Annotated in this window: 19 protein-coding genes; 9 read left to right on the top strand and 10 right to left on the bottom strand. The window is 73.7% G+C overall.

The genetic code is table 11. From position 1 onward, the window contains the following. Positions 1-135: 135 nt before the first annotated feature. From ACQPZP_RS21645 to ACQPZP_RS21625, 5 genes are all read left to right on the top strand, one after another. Complete coding sequence (locus ACQPZP_RS21645; RefSeq protein ID WP_433479414.1) at positions 136-1,569, top strand: PTS ascorbate transporter subunit IIC; 1,434 nt, start codon at positions 136-138, stop codon at positions 1,567-1,569. 27 nt (positions 1,570-1,596) lie between these two features. Then, on the top strand, positions 1,597-1,899 hold the full coding sequence (locus tag ACQPZP_RS21640; protein WP_433479413.1) for a PTS sugar transporter subunit IIB: 303 nt from the start codon (positions 1,597-1,599) through the stop codon (positions 1,897-1,899). After that, entirely contained in the window at positions 1,896-2,369 is a 474-nt protein-coding gene (locus tag ACQPZP_RS21635; protein WP_433479412.1) for a PTS sugar transporter subunit IIA, read from the top strand. The genes ACQPZP_RS21640 and ACQPZP_RS21635 overlap by 4 nt, the downstream gene beginning before the upstream one ends. Then, positions 2,362-3,105, top strand: coding sequence for a sugar isomerase domain-containing protein (locus ACQPZP_RS21630; protein ID WP_433479411.1), 744 nt, complete (start codon positions 2,362-2,364; stop codon positions 3,103-3,105). The genes ACQPZP_RS21635 and ACQPZP_RS21630 overlap by 8 nt, the downstream gene beginning before the upstream one ends. A 100-nt stretch (positions 3,106-3,205) precedes the next feature. Then, positions 3,206-3,463 (top strand): EF-hand domain-containing protein, encoded by a 258-nt coding sequence (locus tag ACQPZP_RS21625; RefSeq protein ID WP_433479410.1) that lies wholly within the window; start codon positions 3,206-3,208, stop codon positions 3,461-3,463. Between the two features lie 55 nt (positions 3,464-3,518). Here ACQPZP_RS21625 and pgi read toward each other — a convergent pair whose 3' ends face one another. Further along, positions 3,519-5,150: a glucose-6-phosphate isomerase gene (gene pgi / locus ACQPZP_RS21620; RefSeq protein ID WP_433479409.1), complete on the bottom strand. Its 1,632-nt coding sequence runs from the start codon at positions 5,148-5,150 to the stop codon at positions 3,519-3,521. A 191-nt stretch (positions 5,151-5,341) separates the two neighbouring features. Between pgi and ACQPZP_RS21615 the strand changes: the two genes are divergently transcribed. From ACQPZP_RS21615 to ACQPZP_RS21600, 4 genes are all read left to right on the top strand, one after another. Then, positions 5,342-6,148, top strand: coding sequence for an acyl-CoA thioesterase (locus ACQPZP_RS21615; protein ID WP_433479408.1), 807 nt, complete (start codon positions 5,342-5,344; stop codon positions 6,146-6,148). 70 nt (positions 6,149-6,218) lie between these two features. Continuing rightward, positions 6,219-7,208: a hypothetical protein gene (locus ACQPZP_RS21610; protein ID WP_433479407.1), complete on the top strand. Its 990-nt coding sequence runs from the start codon at positions 6,219-6,221 to the stop codon at positions 7,206-7,208. A gap of 95 nt (positions 7,209-7,303) precedes the next feature. Next, entirely contained in the window at positions 7,304-8,323 is a 1,020-nt protein-coding gene (locus ACQPZP_RS21605) for a lactonase family protein (RefSeq protein ID WP_433479406.1), read from the top strand. 84 nt (positions 8,324-8,407) lie between these two features. After that, positions 8,408-9,772: an NADP-dependent succinic semialdehyde dehydrogenase gene (locus ACQPZP_RS21600; protein ID WP_433479405.1), complete on the top strand. Its 1,365-nt coding sequence runs from the start codon at positions 8,408-8,410 to the stop codon at positions 9,770-9,772. A 48-nt stretch (positions 9,773-9,820) separates the two neighbouring features. Here the strand turns inward: ACQPZP_RS21600 and ACQPZP_RS21595 are convergent, their stop codons facing one another. The 9 genes from ACQPZP_RS21595 to ACQPZP_RS21555 all read right to left on the bottom strand — a co-directional run bounded on the left by ACQPZP_RS21595 (position 9,821) and on the right by ACQPZP_RS21555 (position 19,355). Further along, complete coding sequence (locus tag ACQPZP_RS21595) at positions 9,821-11,221, bottom strand: aldehyde dehydrogenase (NADP(+)) (RefSeq protein ID WP_433479404.1); 1,401 nt, start codon at positions 11,219-11,221, stop codon at positions 9,821-9,823. Then, entirely contained in the window at positions 11,218-12,705 is a 1,488-nt protein-coding gene (locus ACQPZP_RS21590; RefSeq protein WP_433479403.1) for an amino acid permease, read from the bottom strand. The genes ACQPZP_RS21595 and ACQPZP_RS21590 overlap by 4 nt, the downstream gene beginning before the upstream one ends. A gap of 114 nt (positions 12,706-12,819) precedes the next feature. Then, a complete protein-coding gene (locus ACQPZP_RS21585) occupies positions 12,820-13,821 on the bottom strand; it encodes a proline racemase family protein (protein ID WP_433479402.1) in 1,002 nt (333 codons plus the stop codon). Beyond that, on the bottom strand, positions 13,821-14,750 hold the full coding sequence (locus tag ACQPZP_RS21580; protein ID WP_433479401.1) for a dihydrodipicolinate synthase family protein: 930 nt from the start codon (positions 14,748-14,750) through the stop codon (positions 13,821-13,823). Before ACQPZP_RS21580 ends, ACQPZP_RS21585 begins: the two co-directional genes overlap by 1 nt. After that, on the bottom strand, positions 14,747-16,099 hold the full coding sequence (locus ACQPZP_RS21575) for an NAD(P)/FAD-dependent oxidoreductase (protein ID WP_433479400.1): 1,353 nt from the start codon (positions 16,097-16,099) through the stop codon (positions 14,747-14,749). Before ACQPZP_RS21575 ends, ACQPZP_RS21580 begins: the two co-directional genes overlap by 4 nt. 82 nt (positions 16,100-16,181) lie before the next feature. After that, entirely contained in the window at positions 16,182-16,448 is a 267-nt protein-coding gene (locus ACQPZP_RS21570) for a (2Fe-2S)-binding protein (protein WP_433469657.1), read from the bottom strand. Further along, positions 16,445-17,602 (bottom strand): NAD(P)/FAD-dependent oxidoreductase, encoded by a 1,158-nt coding sequence (locus ACQPZP_RS21565; protein WP_433479399.1) that lies wholly within the window; start codon positions 17,600-17,602, stop codon positions 16,445-16,447. The genes ACQPZP_RS21570 and ACQPZP_RS21565 overlap by 4 nt, the downstream gene beginning before the upstream one ends. 90 nt (positions 17,603-17,692) lie before the next feature. Then, complete coding sequence (locus ACQPZP_RS21560; RefSeq protein WP_433479398.1) at positions 17,693-18,304, bottom strand: helix-turn-helix domain-containing protein; 612 nt, start codon at positions 18,302-18,304, stop codon at positions 17,693-17,695. Positions 18,305-18,377: 73 nt separating this feature from the next. Continuing rightward, complete coding sequence (locus tag ACQPZP_RS21555; protein WP_433479397.1) at positions 18,378-19,355, bottom strand: ornithine cyclodeaminase family protein; 978 nt, start codon at positions 19,353-19,355, stop codon at positions 18,378-18,380. Positions 19,356-19,414: the final 59 nt, after the last annotated feature.

The raw sequence follows: 19,414 nt of genomic DNA, 5'->3' as shown, positions 1-19,414 counted from the left end.
CACCGATCCTCATCGACCAGCGGCTCATCGACCAGCGGCCCGGCGCCCGCCGTTCCGGGCGCACGACCGTCCATCCGCGCTGACGGGGGCGACAGCGCACGACCACTCCCCCGAGATGTGGAGGCCGACCTCACCATGGACGTCATCAAGGACATCCTCACGTTCCTGGCCGACAACGTGTTCGGCCAGGTGCCCATCCTCATCGGGATCATCACCCTGCTCGGGCTGATCCTGCAGCGCAAACGGTTCGAGGACGTCTTCGCCGGCGCGCTGCGCGCCACGATCGGCGTGGTCATCCTGTTCATCGGCGTGGAGGTGTTCACCGGCGGGCTGACCAGCTTCCAGACCGTCCTCGCCAGCGCGATGGGGACGACGCCGCCGAAGGCCGACAACACCCTGGCGGACTTCCTCACCGACCAGGGCGGCACGGTCGCGCTCGTGATCACGGTCGCGTTCCTCGTCCACGTCCTGGTGGTGCGGATCTTCCCGGCGGCCCGGTACCTGTACCTGACCGGGCACCTGATGTTCTGGATCAGCACGGTCACGGTCGCCTCCCTGGTGACGATCGCGCCGGACGCCGACCAGCTCACGCTGGTGCTGTGCGGGGCCGGGTTCGTCGCCGCGTACTGGACGCTCCAGCCGCTGTGGATGCGGCCGCTGATGCGCCGCGTCATGCCGGACGACCGGTTCGGGTTCGCGCACACCAGCTCGCTCGCCTGCCTGATCACCGGCTTCGCGGCCCGCCCGCTCGGCAGCCGCGACAAGCACGACACCGAGAAACTGAAGCTGCCCCGCCAGCTGTCGTTCTTCAAGGACGTCAACGTCAGCACCGCGCTGATCATCACGGTGATCATGCTCATCGGGGTCGCGCTCGCCGACGACGGCGTGGTGACCAAGGCCGCGGCCGAGATGGACGACAAACTGTCCCCGTGGGTGTGGGCGATCCTGGTCGGCCTCCGGTTCGCCGGCGGCATCGCGATCCTGCTGTTCGGCGTGCGGATGTTCCTCGGCGAGATCGTCCCTGCGTTCAAGGGGTTCAGCGACCGCGTCATCCCCGGCACCCGCCCGGCGCTGGACGCGCCGACCGTGTTCCCGGTGGCGCCGACCGCCGTCATGGTCGGCTTCGTCGCCTCGACCGCCGTGTTCCTGGTCTGCCTGGGCGTGTTCGCCGCCGCCGGCTGGTTCACCCTCGCCCCGCCCATGATCATGCTGTTCTTCGTGGGCGGTGCGGCGGCGCTGTTCGGCAACGTGGTGGCCGGCTGGCGCGGCGCGGTCCTCGGCGGCGTGATCACCGGGCTGGTCCTCGCGTTCGGCCAGGCGGTCACCTGGGATCTGTACGAGAAGACCGCGCCCGAGCTCGCCACCCTCGCCGACCCCGACTGGTACGCGATCGCGTGGCTGCTGAAGGCCGCGGACCCGGTGGCCGGCGGCTCCGCGATCTGGCTCGTGCCCGCGGTCGCGCTCGCCGCGATGGTCGCCACCCTGCTGCTCCTCGGCCGCGCCGAGAAGCGCCGGGCGCCGGCGGACGAGGACGCCGCGCCCGAGGACAAGGCCGCCGCGACGGCCTGACCCGCCTACGGAGAGAGAAGAAACGAGATGGCACTGGACCGGCAACTGGAGATCCTCGCGGTCTGCGGCGTCGGCATGGGCTCCAGCCTGATGCTCAAGATGACCGCCGAGGACGCGCTGCGCTCGCTCGGCGTGGACGCGCGGGTGGAGAACGCCGACGTGTCCACGGCGCGCGGGATGGCGCCCGACGTGATCATCGGCCAGGGCATGCACACCAGCGAGATCGCCGACCTCGCGCCCGTGGTGATCACCATCAGCGACTTCCTGGACACGGACGGGCTGGAGGCCCGGCTCAGGGAGCGCTTCACCGAGCAGGGCTGGCTTCCGTGACGGCTCACTCCGAGGGGGCGGTTCCCCAGCGACAGCCGGTCATCGCCGCCACCGACCTCGCGGGCGCGCGCGACTGGCGGGAGGCCGTCCGGGCGGCGGCCTCCGCGCTGGTCGACGCGGGCGCGGCGGACGAGGGCTACCCGGATGCGTGCGTCCGGGTGGTGGAGGCGAACGGCCCGTACATCGTGCTGGCGAAGGGGCTCGCGCTCGTTCACGCCCGTCCCGAGGAGGGCGGGCTGGCCGTCGGCGTCGGCGTGACCCGGCTGGCCGCGCCGGTCGAGTTCGGTCATCCTGACAATGACCCGGTCGACCTGCTGCTCGCGTTCTGCACCCCAGACCCGGACGCGCACGTCGGCACCCTGTCCGGGCTGGCGCGTGCGCTGTCCGGCGGCCTGGCCGGCCGGCTCCGCGCGGCGTCCGGCGAGGACGACCTGGCCCGCGCCCTGAAGGAGGCCCTCGCCCATGCCTGAACACACCCGGACGAAGCTCCCCGGCCGGGTGCGGGACCTGCTGGACGACCTCGATGCGGCCTCGGGGGAGGCGGCCGGTGACGCGGCCGCCCTGCTGCTGGAATCGATCGAGGCCGACGGGATCGTGCACGTCGCAGGGGCGGGGCACTCCCTGGCGATGGTGTGCGAGACGTTCTACCGGGCGGGCGGCCTCGCCGCCGTCCGCCCGATCTGGGATCCGGCGGTGTTCCCGCTCGACCACGCGCTGCGCAGCACCCGTGCCGAGCGGCGGGGCGGCGTGGGACGCTCGGTGGTCGAGAAGGCGGCGCCCGCACCGCCGGACGTTGCGGTGGTGTTCTCCACCAGCGGACGGAACCCGTATCCGGTCGAGGTCGCCGAGGAGTGCGCGGCACGGGGCGTGCCGGTCGTCGCGGTGACGTCGGCGCGCGCGTCGGAGGGGGCCGCGGCGCGGGCCGACACGATGCTGGCCGACCACGCGGCGATCGTGCTGGACACGCGCGTCCCGCCCGGGGACGTCCTGCACCCGGCGGAGGCGCCGCGCACCGCGGCGGTCTCCACGGTCCTGGCCGCGTACGCGTGGGCGCGGGTGCTGGCCGACCTGGACGACCTCGCGGCGGCGCGCGGCGTCGACCTGCCGCGCTGGACGAGCGCGAACGTCCCGGGCGGCGACGACGTGAACGCCCGCCTGCTGGCACGCTACCGAGACCGGGTCCCCGAGCTGACGGGCGGCGAATAGCGGGGGGAACAGCGCCGCTTCCCGCGGCGTTTTGCATATGGTCCGGATCGCCCGCTATGACAAGATGCGGGGTTCACATCGGACCGGAACGAGGAGCGAGATGACGACCAGACCGACCGGGGACGACCTTCTTTCCGTGTTCACGCGCGCGGACCTCGGCGGCGATCAGAAGCTCGACCTGATGGAGTTCACGATGGTCCTGGACGAGCTCGGCCTCGCCTGGTCGCGCGCCGAGACGCAGGACCGGTTCGAGAGGGCGGACAGCAACCTCGACGGGTTCATCTCCTACGAGGAGTTCCGCGCCATCCTCGAGTCCGAGGGCTGGGCCGGGGGCGCCATGCCCGGCGCACACGCCTGATCACGCCGAAGACGAAGGGCCCGCCGGCACGGCCGGCGGGCCCTTCTCATGCGCGTCAGGCCTTCCGGCCGCGCAGCCGCCGGTACCTGCGCACGAGGGCGGCCGTGGACGGGTCGGGCGCCTGCGCGGGCGGCTCGTCCGAGGTGAGCGCCGGGGCCAGGTCCATCGCCATGACCTTGCCGAGCTCGACGCCCCACTGGTCGAAGGAGTCGATGCCCCAGATCGTCCCTTCGACGAACACGATGTGCTCGTAGAGCGCGACGAGCGAGCCGAGCGTCTTCGGGGTGAGCTTCGGCACGAGGATCGTGCTGGTCGGCCGGTTGCCCGGCATCACCTTGTGCGGGACGACCGCTGCGGGCGTGCCCTCGGCGGCGATCTCCTCGGCGGTCTTGCCGAACGCGAGCGCCGACGTCTGGGCGAGCATGTTCGCGGTCAGCAGGTCGTGCATGCCGGCGCGGTCCTCGAAGGGCTCGGCGAACCCGATGAAGTCGGCCGGGACCAGCCGGGTGCCCTGGTGCAGCAGCTGGTAGAAGGCGTGCTGGCCGTTGGTGCCGGGCTCGCCCCAGAAGATCTCACCGGTCTGCGCGACGACGGGCGCGCCGTCGGCGCGGACCGACTTGCCGTTGGACTCCATCGTGAGCTGCTGGAGGTAGGCGGGGAACCGCGAGAGGCGCTGGCTGTACGGCAGGACGGCCCGGGTCTGCGCGCCGAAGAAGTCGGTGTACCAGACCCCGAGCAGCCCCATCAGCACCGGCATGTTCGCCTCGAACGGCGCGGTGCGGAAGTGCTCGTCGACCTCCCGGAAGCCCGCGAGCATCTCGCGGAACGCCTCGCCGCCGATCGCGGTCATCAAGGAGAGGCCGATGGCGCCGTCGAAGGAGTAGCGTCCGCCGACCCAGTCCCAGAAGCCGAACATGTTGGCGGTGTCGATGCCGAACTCGGCGACCCGCTCGGCGTTGGTGGAGACCGCGACGAAATGCCGGGAGACGGCCTTGTCGTCGCCGAGGCCCTCGACGAGCCACTGCCGCGCGACCTTGGCGTTGGTGAGCGTCTCCAGCGTCCCGAACGTCTTGGAGCTGATGACGAACAGCGTCTGCTCCGGGTCGAGCCCGGCGAGCTTCCCGAGGATGTCGGCCGGGTCGATGTTGGAGACGAACCGGCAGGAGATGCCGGAGTCGGCGAAGTCGTGGAGGGCCTCGTAGGCCATGGCGGGGCCGAGGTCGGAGCCGCCGATCCCGATGTTGACGACGGTCGTGATCCGCTTCCCGGTGAACCCCGTCCACTCCCCCGAGCGGACCCGTCCGGCGAAGGCGGCCATCTTGTCCAGGACGGCGTGGACGTCACCGGAGACGTCCTGCCCGTCGACGGTCAGGGCCTCGCCGGGCGGCAGCCGCAGCGCGGTGTGCAGGACGGCCCGGTCCTCGCTGACGTTGATGTGCTCGCCGGTGAACATCGCCTCGATCCGGGCGCGCAGCCCGGCCCGCTCGGCGAGCGCGGTGAGCAGCGTCAGGGTCTCGCCGGTGACCCTGTGCTTGGAGTAGTCCAGGTAGAGGTCCCCCGCGGTCGCGGTCATCCGGTCGGCGCGCCCCGGATCGTCCGCGAACAGCTCGCGCAGGTGCCGCCCCGCGAGCGCCGCCTGGTGCTCGGCGAGCGCGGACCATTCGGGCGACTCGGTGATATCAGCCATTGCCTCTCTCATCTCCTTGCGGGGCGAGGTCCTCTCCTCGCAGGGCGGGCGCCGCGCGTCCCCCGGGCGCCCCGCCGTTCCCCACCGGCGATCATAGGTCGACCGCGCGTGACCGTATCAGGGCCGTCCCCCACCGCGCAGGCGTCCGCACCCGCGAGTAGGGTCACCGGCAGGTTGCGGGAGGTTCCCTGATGAGCGACGCCCCATATGCCATCACGCACATGTTCGACCTGACGCCGCTCGGCGAGGACTCGTTCATGGCCACGTCTCCGCCGGTAGGGCGGCCGCGGCTGTTCGGCGGCCAGGTCGCCGGGCAGAGCCTGCGCGCCGCGTGCCTGACGGCCGGCGGGCGCCCGCCGCACTCCCTGCACGCGTACTTCATCCGCCCGGGCTCCCCGGACGAGCCGCTGGCCTTCGACGTCGCCCGCACCCGGGACGGCCGCTCGTTCTCGACCCGGCACGTGACCGCGAGCCAGGGCGGGAAGCCGATCCTGGAGCTGATCGCCTCGTTCCACGACCCGGAGGACGGGTTCGACTGGCAGGCCGCCCCGCCGTCCGGCACGCCCGGCCCCGAGGGACTGGGCGAGCCGGAGCTGCCGGCGTTCCTCCGGCATCCGGTCGGGTTCGACATCCGGGTGGTGAACCCGCCCGGCGAGGAGGGGTTCCCGATGCCGCACCCGTTCTGGATCAAGGCGTCGGCGCCGGTCGGCGACGATCCGGCCCTGCACGCGTGCCTCATCGCCTACCTGTCGGACATGGGGGTCGTCAGCAGCGCCCGCGCCCCCGGCTCGCCGCGGCGCCTCGCCACCGCGGTCACCCTCGACCACGCCGTGTGGTTCCACCGGCCGCCGCGCGTGGACCGGTGGCTGCTCTACTCGGTGGACCCGGTCACGAACCACGGCGCACGCGGCCTGGCCCGCGGGACGCTCCGCACAGAGGACGGGACGCTGCTGGCGTCGATCGCCCAGGAGGCGCTCCTGCGCCCGGCCTCTCCTTGAGCACGGCCCCTCCCTGAGCGCGTCGAAAACCGGTGGGGCGCCGCGACGGCCGGCGCTAGGGTCCCCGCCCATGGGAGCTCGCGCGAACTTCGCCCTGATCGACGAGGACGGCCTGCGGCTGCACTACTCCCACTGGGGCGCCGACAGGGTGTGCTCGGCACTGGTCGCCGGTCCCGTGGCGGCCGGGCGCTTCATCTCCGCACAGCATCGCTGCGACGACCCGTCCCGTGACTGGCTGGACGACGCCTGGGCCGAGGGCGGCGCGGTCGTCGACCACACCGCACGGAACCTGGTGTTCTACGGCGGCCAGCTGTTGCTGGAGCTGCCCTGCAAGCGGGTCTTCCTGGCACTGCTCGCGCTGACCTGGCCCGGCTGGACGGTCCGGTGGGCCTACGACGGCATCGGCGATCTCGCCGCGGCGGCTGGGGTCGCCCGGTCGGTCGTCCGCCGTCCCGACGAGGAGGAGCGCGTCATGCCGGGCGAGACGGAGACCGACCTGGAGTGGGAGGTCCATCTCCTCACCGTCCGCGCGGCCGGCGAGACCACGGCGTACCCGCTGTTCTCGGAGGCCCACACCGCCTGGCAGGGCCCAGGCCTGCTGGAGCGGCCGCCCTCCGGAGGGCGGTCGCGGCTGGACCTCCCGACGACCCCTGCGAGCGGGCTGCACGTGGACGTCGCGGCACGGACGGCGGGCGTCTGGCTGGGTGCCTGCAGCACGGGCCTGGTGCCGGAGCTGGACGGGCTGTGGCCCGGTTGGCGCGTGGAGTTCTGGGAGGACCGGTACGAGGAGCAGATCGCCCGCTGCGGCGGCGCGGTCACCGTGCCGGATCCGGACCCGCCCGCCGCGCTGGACGGGCTGATCTCCGGGATCGCCCGCGAGCGCGGGCACGACCCGGTGCCGGGGATGCTGGACGCCGTCCGCAGGCACGCCGGGGACCGGGAGGTCGAGCTGAACCCGTACTTCACCGCGCACCGGCAGGTGGACGCCTCCGGCACCGAATGGGCAGCGGTCCTGAGCGCCGCCACCGACCTGCGCGCCCGCCTCGCCCCAGGGTCCTGACGTTCGCGACGCCGGTGCCGAGTGATCGCGACCGGGGTTAGGCTCGCCCTCGACCGTCCGAGGGCGGGTGGAGCGCGTTTCGAGGGGAGTCCCGGGTGAGCGAGCGGGCGTTCTGGGTGGGCACGTACACCGGAGAGGCCGGCGGCGGCGCCGGAATCTACCGGGTGGCGCGGCGGGCGGACGGCTCGCTGGAGGCGCTCGGGCTCGCCGCCGAGGCGGTGTGCCCGTCGTACCTGGCGGTCCATCCGGCCGCGAACGTCCTGTACGCGGTGCGGGAGGAGGACGGGGGCGGGGTTCTCGCCTACGAGGTGACCGGCTCGGGGCTGCGGCAGTTCGGAACGCGCCGGGCGGGGGCGCTGCCGTGTCATCTGTCCGTGGCACCGGACGGCGGCCGTCTGCTCGTCGCCGACTACGGGTCCGGGACGGTCCGGGCCGTCCCGCTCGGCCCGGACGGCGGTTTCACCGGCGATCCCGCCGTGGCCGAGGGGCACGGGAGCGGGCCGAGGGCCGACCGCCAGGAGGGCCCGCACGCCCACGCGACCGCCCACGCACCGGACGGCACCGTGCTCGCGACCGACCTGGGGGCGGATCTCGTGCGGTCCTTCCGGATCGACGACGGCTCCCTGCGGCTCGTCGGGGAGACGGCCATGCCGGCCGGGTGCGGGCCACGGCATCTGGTCGTCCACCCGGGCGGGTACGTGCACGTGCTCACCGAACTGGCGGCGACCGTGCTGGTGCTGCGGCCGGCGGACGGGTACGCGCGGCTGGAGATCGCGGCGGAGTCGCCCGCGACGGCGGATCCGGCGGGTGACCGCGCGCAGGGCGCGGCGATCAAGCTCGGCGACGGCGGCCGGTACGTGTACACGTCGATGCGCGGCACCGATGTGGTGACGGTGCACCGGGTGCTCGACGGCGGCGCGGCGCTCAGGCCGCTCGCCGACGTCCCGTCCGGCGGTCACTGGCCCCGCGACCTGCACGTGGACGGCGGGTGGATGCACGTGGCCAACGAGCGGAGCGACACGATCGCGACGTTCCGCATCGGCGATGACGGTGTCCCGGTGCCGGCGGGGGCGCCGCTGCGCATCCCCTCCCCGGTGTGCGTGATCCCCGCCTGAGCGGGGGCCCGGCAAGGCGTTTCCTGGAGCGCGCCACGGGCACCTCCCGGGTGAACAAGACGGACACCCAGGGAGCATCCCGACATGACGACGATCGCCACGACCAATCCCGCGACGGGCGAGGTCGAGAAGACCTTCGACGCGCTGACCGACGAGGAGGTCGACCGGCGCATCGCACGGGCGGCGAACACGTTCGCCTCCTACCGCACGACGGGGGTGGAGCAGCGCGCGGAGTGGATGAACGCGGCGGCGGACATCCTCGACCGGGAGGCCGACCAGATCGCCGCCATGCTGACGACGGAGATGGGCAAGACGCTGAAGGCCGCCGGGGCGGAGGCGCAGAAATGCGCCAAGGCGTGCCGGTTCTACGCCGGGCACGCGGCGGAGTTCCTCGCCGACCGGCGTCCCGCCGACGCGGCGGCGGTGGGAGCGCGGGACGCCTATGTCCGCTACCAGCCGCTCGGGCCGGTGCTGGCGATAATGCCGTGGAACTTCCCTCTGTGGCAGGTGATCAGGTTCGCCGCGCCGGGCCTGATGGCGGGGAACGTGGGGCTGCTGAAGCACTCCTCGAACGTCCCGCAGACGGCGCTGTTCCTGGAGGACCTGTTCCGGCGCGCCGGTTTCCCCGAGGGCGCCTTCCAGACCCTGCTGATCGGCTCGTCCAAGGTCGAGCGGGTGCTGCGCGACCCGCGGGTGAGGGCGGCGACGCTCACCGGCAGCGAGCCGGCGGGACGGTCGGTCGCCGCGATCGCCGGGGACGAGGTCAAGCCGACCGTGCTGGAGCTGGGCGGAAGCGACCCGTTCGTGGTGATGCCGTCCGCCGACATCGAGGCGGCGGAGTCCCGCTGCCTCAACAACGGGCAGAGCTGCATCTCGGCGAAGCGGTTCATCGCCGGCATCGACTGCGCGGACGAGTTCGAGCGGCTCTTCGTCGAGAACATGCGCGCGAAGAAGGTCGGCGACCCGATGGACGACTCCACCGACATCGGCCCCCTAGTCAGCGAGGAGGGGCGCGCCGACGTCGAGGACCTGGTCACCGACGCGGTGGCCAAGGGCGCGACGGTGCTGTGCGGCGGCGAGCGCCCGGACGGGCCCGGCTGGTTCTACCCGCCGACCGTGATCTCCGGCGTGACGCCCGAGATGCGCATGTACCACGAGGAGGTCTTCGGGCCGGTCGCGTCGCTGTTCCGCGTGCGCGGGGTGTCGGAGGCGGTCGAGGTCGCGAACGCGACGGGGTTCGGCCTCGGCTCCAACGCCTGGACGCGCGACGACGTCGAGCGGGAGCGGTTCGTCCGGGAGCTGGACGCCGGGCAGGTCTTCATCAACGGGATGGTGACGTCCTATCCCGAGCTCCCGTTCGGCGGGGTGAAGCGCTCCGGGTACGGGCGGGAGCTGTCGGAGGAGGGCCTGCACGCGTTCTGCAACACCAAGACCGTCTGGGCCGGCTGACCCTCCCCCGCGACACGTGCGCCGCAGGCGCCTATCGGACGGGCCCGGTCACCGGACGGCCTGCGGGACCTTCCACGGATTGCCGTCTCGCAGTGGCGGCGGCAGGAGGTCCTGCGGCCAGCCCTGGTAGGCGACCGGCCGCAGGAACCGCTCGATCGCGGCCGTGCCGACCGAGGTGGTGGCGGGCGCCGTCGTGGCCGGGTACGGGCCGCCGTGCTGCATCGCGTGCGTGACCGAGACGCCGGTGGGCCACTGGTTCCACAGGACGCGGCCGCTGCGGTCGGCGAGCACGGCGGCGAGCGCCCCGAGGTCGCCGGTCTCGTCCTGCTCGGCGTGCAGCGAGGTGGTCAGCTGACCGGGCAGGCCCGCGAGGACGTCCGTGACGTCGGGGAGCCGTTCGTAGGTGACGACGAGGCCGAGCGGCCCGAAGCACTCCTCCCCCGCCGCGTCGACGTCGTCCTTGAACGCCTCCAGATCCATGGTGAGCAGGCGGGGCTCCGGCGAGGTCTCGTCGTCCGGCCACACGAGACGGCGCACGCCGGGACGCACGCCCAGCGCGCCCGCCGCCGCCAGGAACCCGGACCTGATGCGCTCGTTCAGCATCGGGGCGCCGGCGATCTCGCGGAGATGCGCGGTGATCTCGTCCAGCAGCCCGGCGGGCGCGAACAGCAGGCCGGGATTGGTGCAGAACTGGCCCGCGCCCAGCGTGAGGGACGCCGTGTACCCCCTGGCGATCTCCTCGGCGCGGGCCCGGGCGGCCCCGGGCGTCACCACGGACGGGTTGACGCTGCCCATCTCGCCGTAGAACGGGATCGGCACCGGACGCTCCGCGGCGATCCTCGCGAGGGCGAGGCCGCCCCGCTGGGAGCCGGTGAACGCGGCGGCGGCGATGCCGGGGTGCCGCAGCGCCGCGACGCCCGCGTCCTCGCCCTCGATCAGGCCGAACACGCCGGCGGGGAGCCCGGACCCGGCGATCGCCTCGGCCGTCCGGCGGGACAGCCGGGGATGGCCGGGGTGGGCCTTGACCACGACGGGGCAGCCCGCCGCCCACGCCGACGCGGTGTCGCCGCCGGCGACGCTGAACGCGAACGGGAAGTTGCTCGCCGCGAACACCAGCACCGGGCCCGCCGCCATCCGGTAGCGGCGCAGGTCGGGGCGGGGCCCGGTGGGCCAGTCGGGATCCGGCCGGTCGATCCGGGCGTCGTAGAAGGCGCCGTCCAGCACCTGCTCGGCGAACAGCCTCAGCTGGAACGTGGTCCGGGTCAGCTCGCCGTTCAGCCTCGGCCCGCCGAGACGGGTCTCCTCGTCGGCGAGCGCGACCAGTTCCTCCCGGGCGGCCTCCAGCGCGTCCGCGATCGCGGTCAGGTGCCCGGCGCGCTCCGCGGGCGGGGCGGCGGCCCAGCCGGCCGCGGCGGACACTGCGGCGGACACGGCCTGGTCCGGTGTCATGAGGTGCTCCCTTCGTCCTTGGGGCCCGGGGCGGTGCGGGCGGTCTCCGGGGCCCGGTTCTCCACCGAGTTCCGGTACCCGTAGAAGATGTAGACGACCAGGCCGAGCAGCATCCAGACCACGAACCGGGCCCAGGTGATCCAGTCGAGGTTGGCGATGAGCCAGATCGAGAAGGCGATGCCGATCAGCGGCACCAGCGGCACCAGCGGGGTGCGAAACGAGCGCGGCAGGTCCGGGCGGGTGCGGCGCATCACCATCACGGCGATCGCGACCACGATGAACGCCATCAGGATGCCGATGTTGGTGAGGTCGGCGGCCTCCTTGATCGGCAGGAACCCGGCGATGACCGCCGAGCCGACGCCGACGAGCCAGATGACGCGGGTCGGCACCTGACGCCTCGGGTGGTTCCGGGCGAAGTAGGCGGGCAGCAGGCCGTCCCGGCTCATCGAGAACCAGACGCGGGTCACGGCCAGCATGTTCGCGAGCGCGGAGGTGGTGATGCCGACGACGGCGCCGACCGCGACGACGGTGCCGAGGCCGGCCAGTCCGACGGAGGCGAGCGCGCTGGAGAACGGGCTCTTGACGTCGATGTGCCGGTAGTCCTGCATGCCGAGCAGGACGATGCAGACCAGCAGGTAGATGACCGCGGCGATGGCCAGCGAGATGACGATCGCCTTCGGCAGCACCTTCTTGGCCTCGGCGCTCTCCTCCGCCGCCGCGCTCATCGCGTCGTAGCCGTACACGGCGAAGAACGTGGTGGCGGCCCCGGTGATGGCGCCGCCGACGCCGAACGGCAGGAACGGGCTGAAGTTGCCGGCGGAGACGTGGAACGCGCCCGCGACGATCACCAGCGCGACGATGCCGAGCTTGACCACGACGAGGATCGTCTCGAACCGCGCGGACTCCTTCGTCCCGCGCGACAGCACGAAGGCCAGCAGCAGGCACAGCAGCGCCGCGAACAGGTCGACCTTGTGGCCGGCGCCGGTGCCGGGCGCGCCGAGCGCCCAGTGCGGGAGGTCGAGGCCGACCTGGTCGAGGATGTAGGACAGATAGCCGGAGATGGCGATCGCGACGACGGCGACGATCGCGGTGTACTCCAGCAGCAGGTCCCACCCGATCGCCCAGCCGACCGCCTCGCCGAGCGCCGCGTAGGAGTAGGTGTAGGCGGAGCCGGCCTTCGGGATCGTGCCGGCGAACTCGGCGTAGCAGAGCGCGGCGGCGGCGCTGGCGATGATGGCGATCAGGAACGAGATCATCACGCCGGGCCCGGCGTCGTCGTGGGCCACGACGCCGGCGAGCGAGAACACACCGGCGCCGACCAGCCCGCCGAGGCTGAGCGCGACGAGCTGCCACAGCCCCATGGTGCGGCGGAGGCCGCCCTCGGTCTCCTCCTCCGACGAGTCGACGGGCTTCAGGCGGAAGATGCCCGCGCGGGTGAACAGCCCGGTTCCGGCCGGACCCCGGGGCGGTCGTGTTTTCGGCATGGCTTGGGACATGAAGGTCCCTCCCGACTGGGTGCAGGGGACTGGCGATGTGGTGACTGCGGCGGCCAGGCCGCCGTGAAGGGCTCGTGAGGAGCCGGCCGGAGGGCCCCGCGTCTAGAGGACGAAGCCCTCGGGGAAGGGGTCGGCGGGGTCGAGCAGGTAGGTGGCGGTGCCGGTGATCCATGCCCGCCCGGTGAACTCCGGGATCACCGCCGGGAGGCCGCCGGCCTCGGCGGTGCCGACGAGGCGCCCGGTGAAGCGGGTGCCGATGAACGACTCGTTGACGAACTCGGTGTGCAGCGGCAGTTCGCCGCGCGCATGGAGCTGCGCCATCCGGGCGGACGTGCCGGTGCCGCACGGCGAGCGGTCGAACCAGCCCGGGTGGATCGCCATGGCGTTGCGGGAGTGCTTCGCGTCCGAGCCGGGCGCGAGGAACTGGACGTGCTTGCAGCCTCCGATCAGCGGGTCGGCGGGGTGGAGGGGACGGTCGGTCTCGTTGATCGCCGCCATGATCGCGAGCCCGGCGGCGAGGATGTCGTCCTTGCGGGCCCGGTCGAACGGCAGGCCGAGGGGTTCCAGCCCGGTGATGGCGTAGAAGTTGCCGCCGTACGCCATGTCGTAGCGGACGTCGCCGAGCCCCGGCACGGCCACGACGGCGTCCTGCCGGAGCGCGAAGGAGGCGATGTTGCGGAGCGTCACGTTCTCGGCGACGCCGTCGCGGACGGCGACCCGAGCCTCGACGAGCCCGGCCGGGGTGTCCAGCCGCACGATCGTCTCCGGCTCGGTCACCTCCACCATCCCGGTCTCGACCAGCACGGTCGCGACGCCGATGGTGCCGTGCCCGCACATCGGCAGTAAGCCGCTGACCTCGATGTACACGACGCCCCAGTCGGCGTCCGGCCGGGTGGGCGGCTGCAGCAGCGCGCCGCTCATCGCGGGGTGGCCGCGCGGCTCGTCCATGAGGAAGCGGCGCAGCCCGTCCAGGTGCTCGGCGGCGTGGCGGCGGCGTTCGGCCATGGTGGCGCCCGGGATGGGCGCGACGCCGCCGGTGACGACGCGGGTCGGCATCCCCTCGGTGTGCGAGTCGACCGCGGTGATCGACCGGGCCGAGCGCATCAGGCGGCCTGCCGCCGCGCGAGCGCCTCGACGGCGCGGGCCATGTCGGCGGTGACGGCGGCGCGGTGCTCGGGGACGAGCGGGCCGCGCGGCGGGCGGCAGGGGCCGCCGTACCGGCCGACCTGCTCCATGCCGAGCTTGATGGCCTGGACGAACTCGGTCCGCGAGTCCCAGCGGAACGCGGCGACGAGCGGCTCGTACAGGGCGCGCGCCTCCGCCAGCCTCCCGGTGGTGGCCAGCTCGTAGAGCAGCGCCGACTCGGCGGGGAACACGTTGGGGAAGCCCGCGAACCAGCCGGTCGCGCCCATCAGCAGCGCTTCGAGGGTGACGTCGTCGGCGCCCGCGACGACCTCCAGGCCGGGGGCCTTCTCCTTGATCTCCAGGACGCGGCGCACGTCGCCGGAGAACTCCTTCACCGCCACGACATTGTCGATCTGGGCGATCTCGGCGAGCAGGTCCGGGGTGAGGTCGACCTTCGTGTCGATCGGGTTGTTGTAGACCATGACCGGCAGGCCGACGGACGCGACCGCCTCGTAGTGCGCGACGACCTCGCCGCGGTTGGCCCGGTACATCGTCGGCGGCAGGCAGAGGACGCCGTCCGCGCCGTCCTCGGCGGCGATCTCCGTCCAGTGCCTGGCCTGGTGGGAGCCGGGGCCGTGCACGCCGACCACGACGACGCCGTCCCTGCCTACGGCTTCGACGGCGGTGCGGGCGACCCGGCGGCGCTCGTCGTCGGTCAGCGAGGAGTACTCGCCGAGGGAGCCGTTGGGGCCGACGCCGCGGCAGCCGCTGCCGACGAGCCAGCGGCAGTGCTCGGCGTAGCGGTCGTAGTCGACGGCGAGCCCGGCGGGGGCGGCGGCGTCCTCGCGGTAGGGCAGCGCCGTCGCCACGATGACGCCGCCGAGGCTCTGGAGCTTGCTGTCGCTCATCGGGCGCTCTCTTTCTTATCGGGGTTCTCAACTGGGGGTTTCGCGAGTTCGCCGAGCCTGATCGGCTGGGCGATCGGCCGGTGGTGGGGGTTCCCGCCCGACCGCAGCTCGGCGACCGTGGGGCCGCAGATCCGGGCCTGGCAGGGGCCGAGGCCGGCGCGGGTCGCGAGCTTCACCGCGTGCGCGGAGTCCTCTCTGGCCGCGCGCTGGAGGGTGCCATAGGCGGTGTCCTCGCAGCGGCAGACGATCGTGTCCGGCCGCAGCCATCCGGGCCAGGCCGCGCCGATCGGGTGCGCGGCGGCGAGACGCGCGGCGAAGGCGCGGGCCTGATCGCGGCGGCGGCGCGCGGCCACCGCCTCGGGGGCGTCCGGGGAGCCGCCGCCGGCGGCCCAGCCGGCGAGGAGGCCCTCGGTCCTGGCGGCCGGCGCTCCGGCGATCCCGGTGATCTCGCCCGCCGCGTACACGGCGGGGACGCTGGTGCGCTGTTCGCCGTCGACCTCGACGAACGCGCCGGCGCGCAGCCGGCACCCGGCCGCGACGGGAAGTTCGAGGCGCGGGCTGAATCCGTGGGTGACGCACAGCGCGTCCACCGCGATGACCTTCTCGGTGCCGGGGACGATCGACCAGTCGGGGCGGAGCCGCGCCGTGACGGCCTCCTCGACGCGCCCGTCGCCCCGGGCCTCGATCACGGCGCGGCCCGTCCGGCAGGGGACGCGGTGCCGGGCCAGCAGCGCGGCGTATCCGGCGAGTTCGGCGGCCTTCCCGGGCTGGGAGGCCAGCTCCCAGGGGCGGCGTGTCCAGCCGCGCGCCACGGTCGCGGCGGGGTTGGCCTCCAGCACCGCCAGGACGCGCGACCCCGCCTCCAGCAGGGTCGCGGCGACCGGCAGGAGGAACGGGCCGGAACCGGCGATCAGTGTCCGGTCGCCCAGGGCCAGGCCCTCCCCCTTCACGAACGCCTGCGCCGCTCCGGCCGTGGAGACGCCGGGCAGCTCCCAACCGGGGAACGGCAGGACACGGTCGTGCGCGCCGGGCGCGAGGACCAGCGCGTCCGGTCGCAGGACGTGCCGGTCCCGTTCCGCCGCGTCGATCTCGCCGCACAGCACATGGACGTGGGGTGCGCCGTCCCCGACGCGTTCGATCGACCAGATCGAACTCTCCGGCCACCAGTCGCAGCGCGGGTGCCCGAGCACGTGGTCGCGGAGCCGTTCGAAGCCGCGCCAAGCACGGATCTGGCCGCCGGGGTTCTCAGCGGCATCGACCAGCGTCACCTCCGCGCCCGCGCGCAGCGCTCCGGCCGCCGCGCACAGGCCCGCGGGCCCCGCCCCGGCGATCACGACGTGCCGGCTCATCGGGCCCTGCCTTTCTGGGGGGCGACCCCCAGACCCCCAGACCCCCGGGCCCGGACTCCCGACGATCCTCGCTTCGCTGCGGTCATCGGGCGTCCTCGCCCGCGCGGGACTGGGTGGTGACGGCGTCGCCGTCGTGGGCGCGGCGGCGGCACGCCCGGACGTCCCGGACGCCGTTCACGGTGACCAGGCAGTCGAAGCACACGCCGATCCCGCAGAAGACGCCGCGCGGCGCGCCGGACGGGCCCCGCCGCCAGGCCCGGCGACCGGACGCCAGCAGCACGCCGGCGATCGTCTGGCCGTCACGGCCGGTGAAGGGTTCGCCGTCCACGGTGATGCGCAGCGGGCTCAAGGGGTCTCTCCTTCGGTCTGGACGGCGGGGCGGTCCGCGCGGAACGGGGCCGCGTCGATCGCCGGCGCGCGGCCGAGCATCAGGTCGCGCAGGACGGCGGCGGTCCCGGTGGAGAGGCCGATCCCGGCGCCCTCGTGCCCGGTGGCGTGCCAGAGGCCGTCCAGGTGCGGGTCGGCGCCGATGACGGGCAGGTGGTCGGAAACGTAAGGGCGGAACCCGCCGTAGGCCCGCATCACGGCCACGCCGGCCAGCGACGGGAACAGCCGCAGCGCCTTGGCCGCGATGACCGACAGCACTTCGGGACGGATCCGGTCGTCGAAACCGACGCGCCGGCGCGAGGAGCCGAGCAGGATGGTCCCGGCGCGGGTCGACTCGACGACGGCGGACGCCTGCAGTTCGCCGGCGCCGCTGCCGACGGCGCCCACGTAGTCGGCGTCGTAGACCTTGTGGAAGACGGTCGGCGGCATCGGCGCGGTCACCAGGACCTCGCCGCGGCGGGGCCGGACGCCGAGCCGGACGCCGAGCCGCCGGGCGACCTGTCCCGACCATGGGCCGGCCGCGTTGACGAAGGCGTCGCCGCCGATCGTCCCGCCGGAGGTCCGGGCGCCGGTGATGCGGCCGCCGCTGCTGATCGCACTGAGCACCTCGCATCCGGTCCGCACGACGGCGCCGGCGCGCACGGCGGCGGCCAGCAGGGCGGTGGCCGCGCCGGCGGGCTGGACCTGCGCGTCCTCGGGATAGTGGACGGCTTTGGTGAACGCCCTGGTGAGGTGGGGTTCGGCGGCGGCGAGGGCGGCCGCGTCGAGATCCTCGGCCGCGACCCCGGCCTTGCGCTGGCCGTCGGCGAACTCCTCCAGCGCGCCGGCGCCCGCGGGGGTGGTCGCGACGACGATGCCGCCCTTGGCGTCCCATTCGACGCCGGCGGTGTTCGGGTCGCCGTCCAGGATCGCGGGCCACAGCTCACGCGACAGCTTCGCCAGTTCCAGCTCTGGGCCGGGCCCCTTGTCGGAGACCAGGACGTTGCCTTCGCCGTGGGCCGTGGTCCCGGCGGCGGGGCCGCCGCGGTCGACGACGGTGACCGCGCAGCCCGCGAGGGCCAGCTCGCGGGCGCAGGCCGCGCCGACGATCCCGGCGCCCAGCACCACGACCCGCATACACCCCTCCCGTTCATCGTTCGTTAAACCGAACGATTCCGAGCGTAAGCGCGCGCCGCGCGTGATGTCAACGCGTCGCCGGTGCCGGATTCAGGGCGTTTCGACCAGGTGCGACGGAGCCGCGGGCGACGCGTGAAGCCGCTGGTCAGCGTCGTATTGCAGGAGCAGCACGGAGCGGACGGTCCCCTCGACGGCGGTGTAGCTGTGCGGGAGCCGCGCGTCGAAGCTGACGTAGTCGCCGGGTCCGAGCTCCACGTCCCGGTCGTCCACCCGAACGGCGAGCCGCCCGGCCTGGACGATCGTGTGCTCGGTCCCGACATGGCCGAGCGAGTCCTGCCGGCGACCGGCCCTGACCTGCTGGTCGTACACCTCGAACATGGCGCCGCCGGACTCGATGCCGCGCAGCGGCCGCAGGTCGACGCCCTCGCCCCGGAGCACCTCCACCTCGGCGGCGCGGACCACCGTGAGGCCGGACCGCTCCTGGTGGTCCAGCAGGTCGGAGATGGGGACCTCCAGCGCGCGGGACAGGCTGAACACCGTCTCGATCGTGGGATTGCCCGCCCCCGCCTCCAGCTGGGAAAGGGTGGCCTTGCCGATCTTCGAGCGGCGGGACAGCTCGGACAGCGACAGGCCGAGTTCCAGCCGCGCTCGGCGCAGGTTGCCGGCCAGCACGTCCCGCACCGATTCCCCTGACGCGCCCACGCTCGCCGCCCCTCGCTCCGTCGCCCGCCACGTTCGCTGTATCGAACGGCCAGTGTACTCGGCGGGGGACGGGTCAGAGGTCCACGAGCCTGCCGGCTCCGGCGTCCCGGGCGCGGTCGACGATGACGGCGGCCGCCGCGGCGTCCTGCACGCCGAGGCCGACGCTGTTGTAGAAGACGATGTCGGCGGCGGACTCACGTCCGGTGGCGAGACCGGCGACGATGGGGCCGAGCGGACGGACCTCGCCCGGGTTCAGGACGCCGGCGCGGACGGCGGCCACCACCGGGCCGGCGTGCTCCAGCGCGGTCGTCACGTCGTCGACCACGACGGACGCGGCGCGGGTGAGGGTCTCTCCGTCCACCTCCGTCCGGTCCGGGGCGAAGGAGCCGACGCTCACGACGGTGCAGCCGGGGTCGAGCCAGGAGCCGAGGACCACCGGTTCCGGGCTGGTGGTGGCGGTGACGACGATCTGCGCGCCCTCGACGGCCGCGCGGGCGGACGCCGCCGCCTCGACCGGCATCTCCAGTTCGTCCGAGAGCTCGGACGCCGCGGTGCAGGTCTCCGGATGACGGCAGGTCACCGTCACCCGGCCGATGGGACGGACCATCGCCATCGCCCGGACGTGCGCGCGGCCCTGGACGCCGCAGCCGATCACCGCGAGCCGGGACGCGTCCGGCACCGCGAGATGGCCGGCGGCCACCGCGCTCGCCGCCGACGTGCGCAGCGTCGTCACGGCCTCGCCCTCGATGATCGCGACGGGCCGGCCGTCCACCGGGTCCTGGACGGTGACGAGCGCGGCCACGGTCGGGAGGCCGCGCGCCGCGTTCCGGGGGTTGACGCTGCCGAACTTGGCGACCGCTCCCGTGCCGGGCAGCCGGGAGACGTAGCTGAACGCGACGTCGCCGTCCGGGCCGTCCAGCAGCACCCGCGGCGCGAGCCGCGCCTCGCCTCGGCCGAGCGCGCCGAACGCGGCCCGCTGCGAGGCGATCGCGGCGGGCAGGTCGAACACCGCGCGCACGTCGGCCGCGGAAAGCAGCAGGACACCGGCCATGGGGAGATCCTCGCGAGCCCGCCGCCGCGCTGTCGAGACCGAAAGGGCAAGCGGTGCTT

It is taken from the genome of Spirillospora sp. CA-142024, from assembly GCF_050942325.1.
Classification (GTDB): Bacteria; Actinomycetota; Actinomycetes; order Streptosporangiales; family Streptosporangiaceae; genus Spirillospora.
Note: the sequence above shows the minus strand (reverse complement) of the source record. Positions and strands in the feature narration are given on the sequence as shown.

Bases quoted from the DNA above. Each gene is read 5' to 3' on its own strand.
- ACQPZP_RS21645 (WP_433479414.1), top strand. From the start codon at position 136: ATGGACGTCATCAAGGACATCCTCACGTTCCTGGCCGACAACGTGTTC.
- ACQPZP_RS21640 (WP_433479413.1), top strand. From the start codon at position 1,597: ATGGCACTGGACCGGCAACTGGAGATCCTCGCGGTCTGCGGCGTCGGC.
- ACQPZP_RS21630 (WP_433479411.1), top strand. From the start codon at position 2,362: ATGCCTGAACACACCCGGACGAAGCTCCCCGGCCGGGTGCGGGACCTG.
- ACQPZP_RS21625 (WP_433479410.1), top strand. From the start codon at position 3,206: ATGACGACCAGACCGACCGGGGACGACCTTCTTTCCGTGTTCACGCGC.
- pgi (WP_433479409.1), bottom strand. From the start codon at position 5,150: ATGGCTGATATCACCGAGTCGCCCGAATGGTCCGCGCTCGCCGAGCAC.
- ACQPZP_RS21615 (WP_433479408.1), top strand. From the start codon at position 5,342: ATGAGCGACGCCCCATATGCCATCACGCACATGTTCGACCTGACGCCG.
- ACQPZP_RS21610 (WP_433479407.1), top strand. From the start codon at position 6,219: ATGGGAGCTCGCGCGAACTTCGCCCTGATCGACGAGGACGGCCTGCGG.
- ACQPZP_RS21600 (WP_433479405.1), top strand. From the start codon at position 8,408: ATGACGACGATCGCCACGACCAATCCCGCGACGGGCGAGGTCGAGAAG.
- ACQPZP_RS21595 (WP_433479404.1), bottom strand. From the start codon at position 11,221: ATGACACCGGACCAGGCCGTGTCCGCCGCAGTGTCCGCCGCGGCCGGC.
- ACQPZP_RS21590 (WP_433479403.1), bottom strand. From the start codon at position 12,705: ATGCCGAAAACACGACCGCCCCGGGGTCCGGCCGGAACCGGGCTGTTC.
- ACQPZP_RS21585 (WP_433479402.1), bottom strand. From the start codon at position 13,821: ATGCGCTCGGCCCGGTCGATCACCGCGGTCGACTCGCACACCGAGGGG.
- ACQPZP_RS21580 (WP_433479401.1), bottom strand. From the start codon at position 14,750: ATGAGCGACAGCAAGCTCCAGAGCCTCGGCGGCGTCATCGTGGCGACG.
- ACQPZP_RS21575 (WP_433479400.1), bottom strand. From the start codon at position 16,099: ATGAGCCGGCACGTCGTGATCGCCGGGGCGGGGCCCGCGGGCCTGTGC.
- ACQPZP_RS21565 (WP_433479399.1), bottom strand. From the start codon at position 17,602: ATGCGGGTCGTGGTGCTGGGCGCCGGGATCGTCGGCGCGGCCTGCGCC.
- ACQPZP_RS21555 (WP_433479397.1), bottom strand. From the start codon at position 19,355: ATGGCCGGTGTCCTGCTGCTTTCCGCGGCCGACGTGCGCGCGGTGTTC.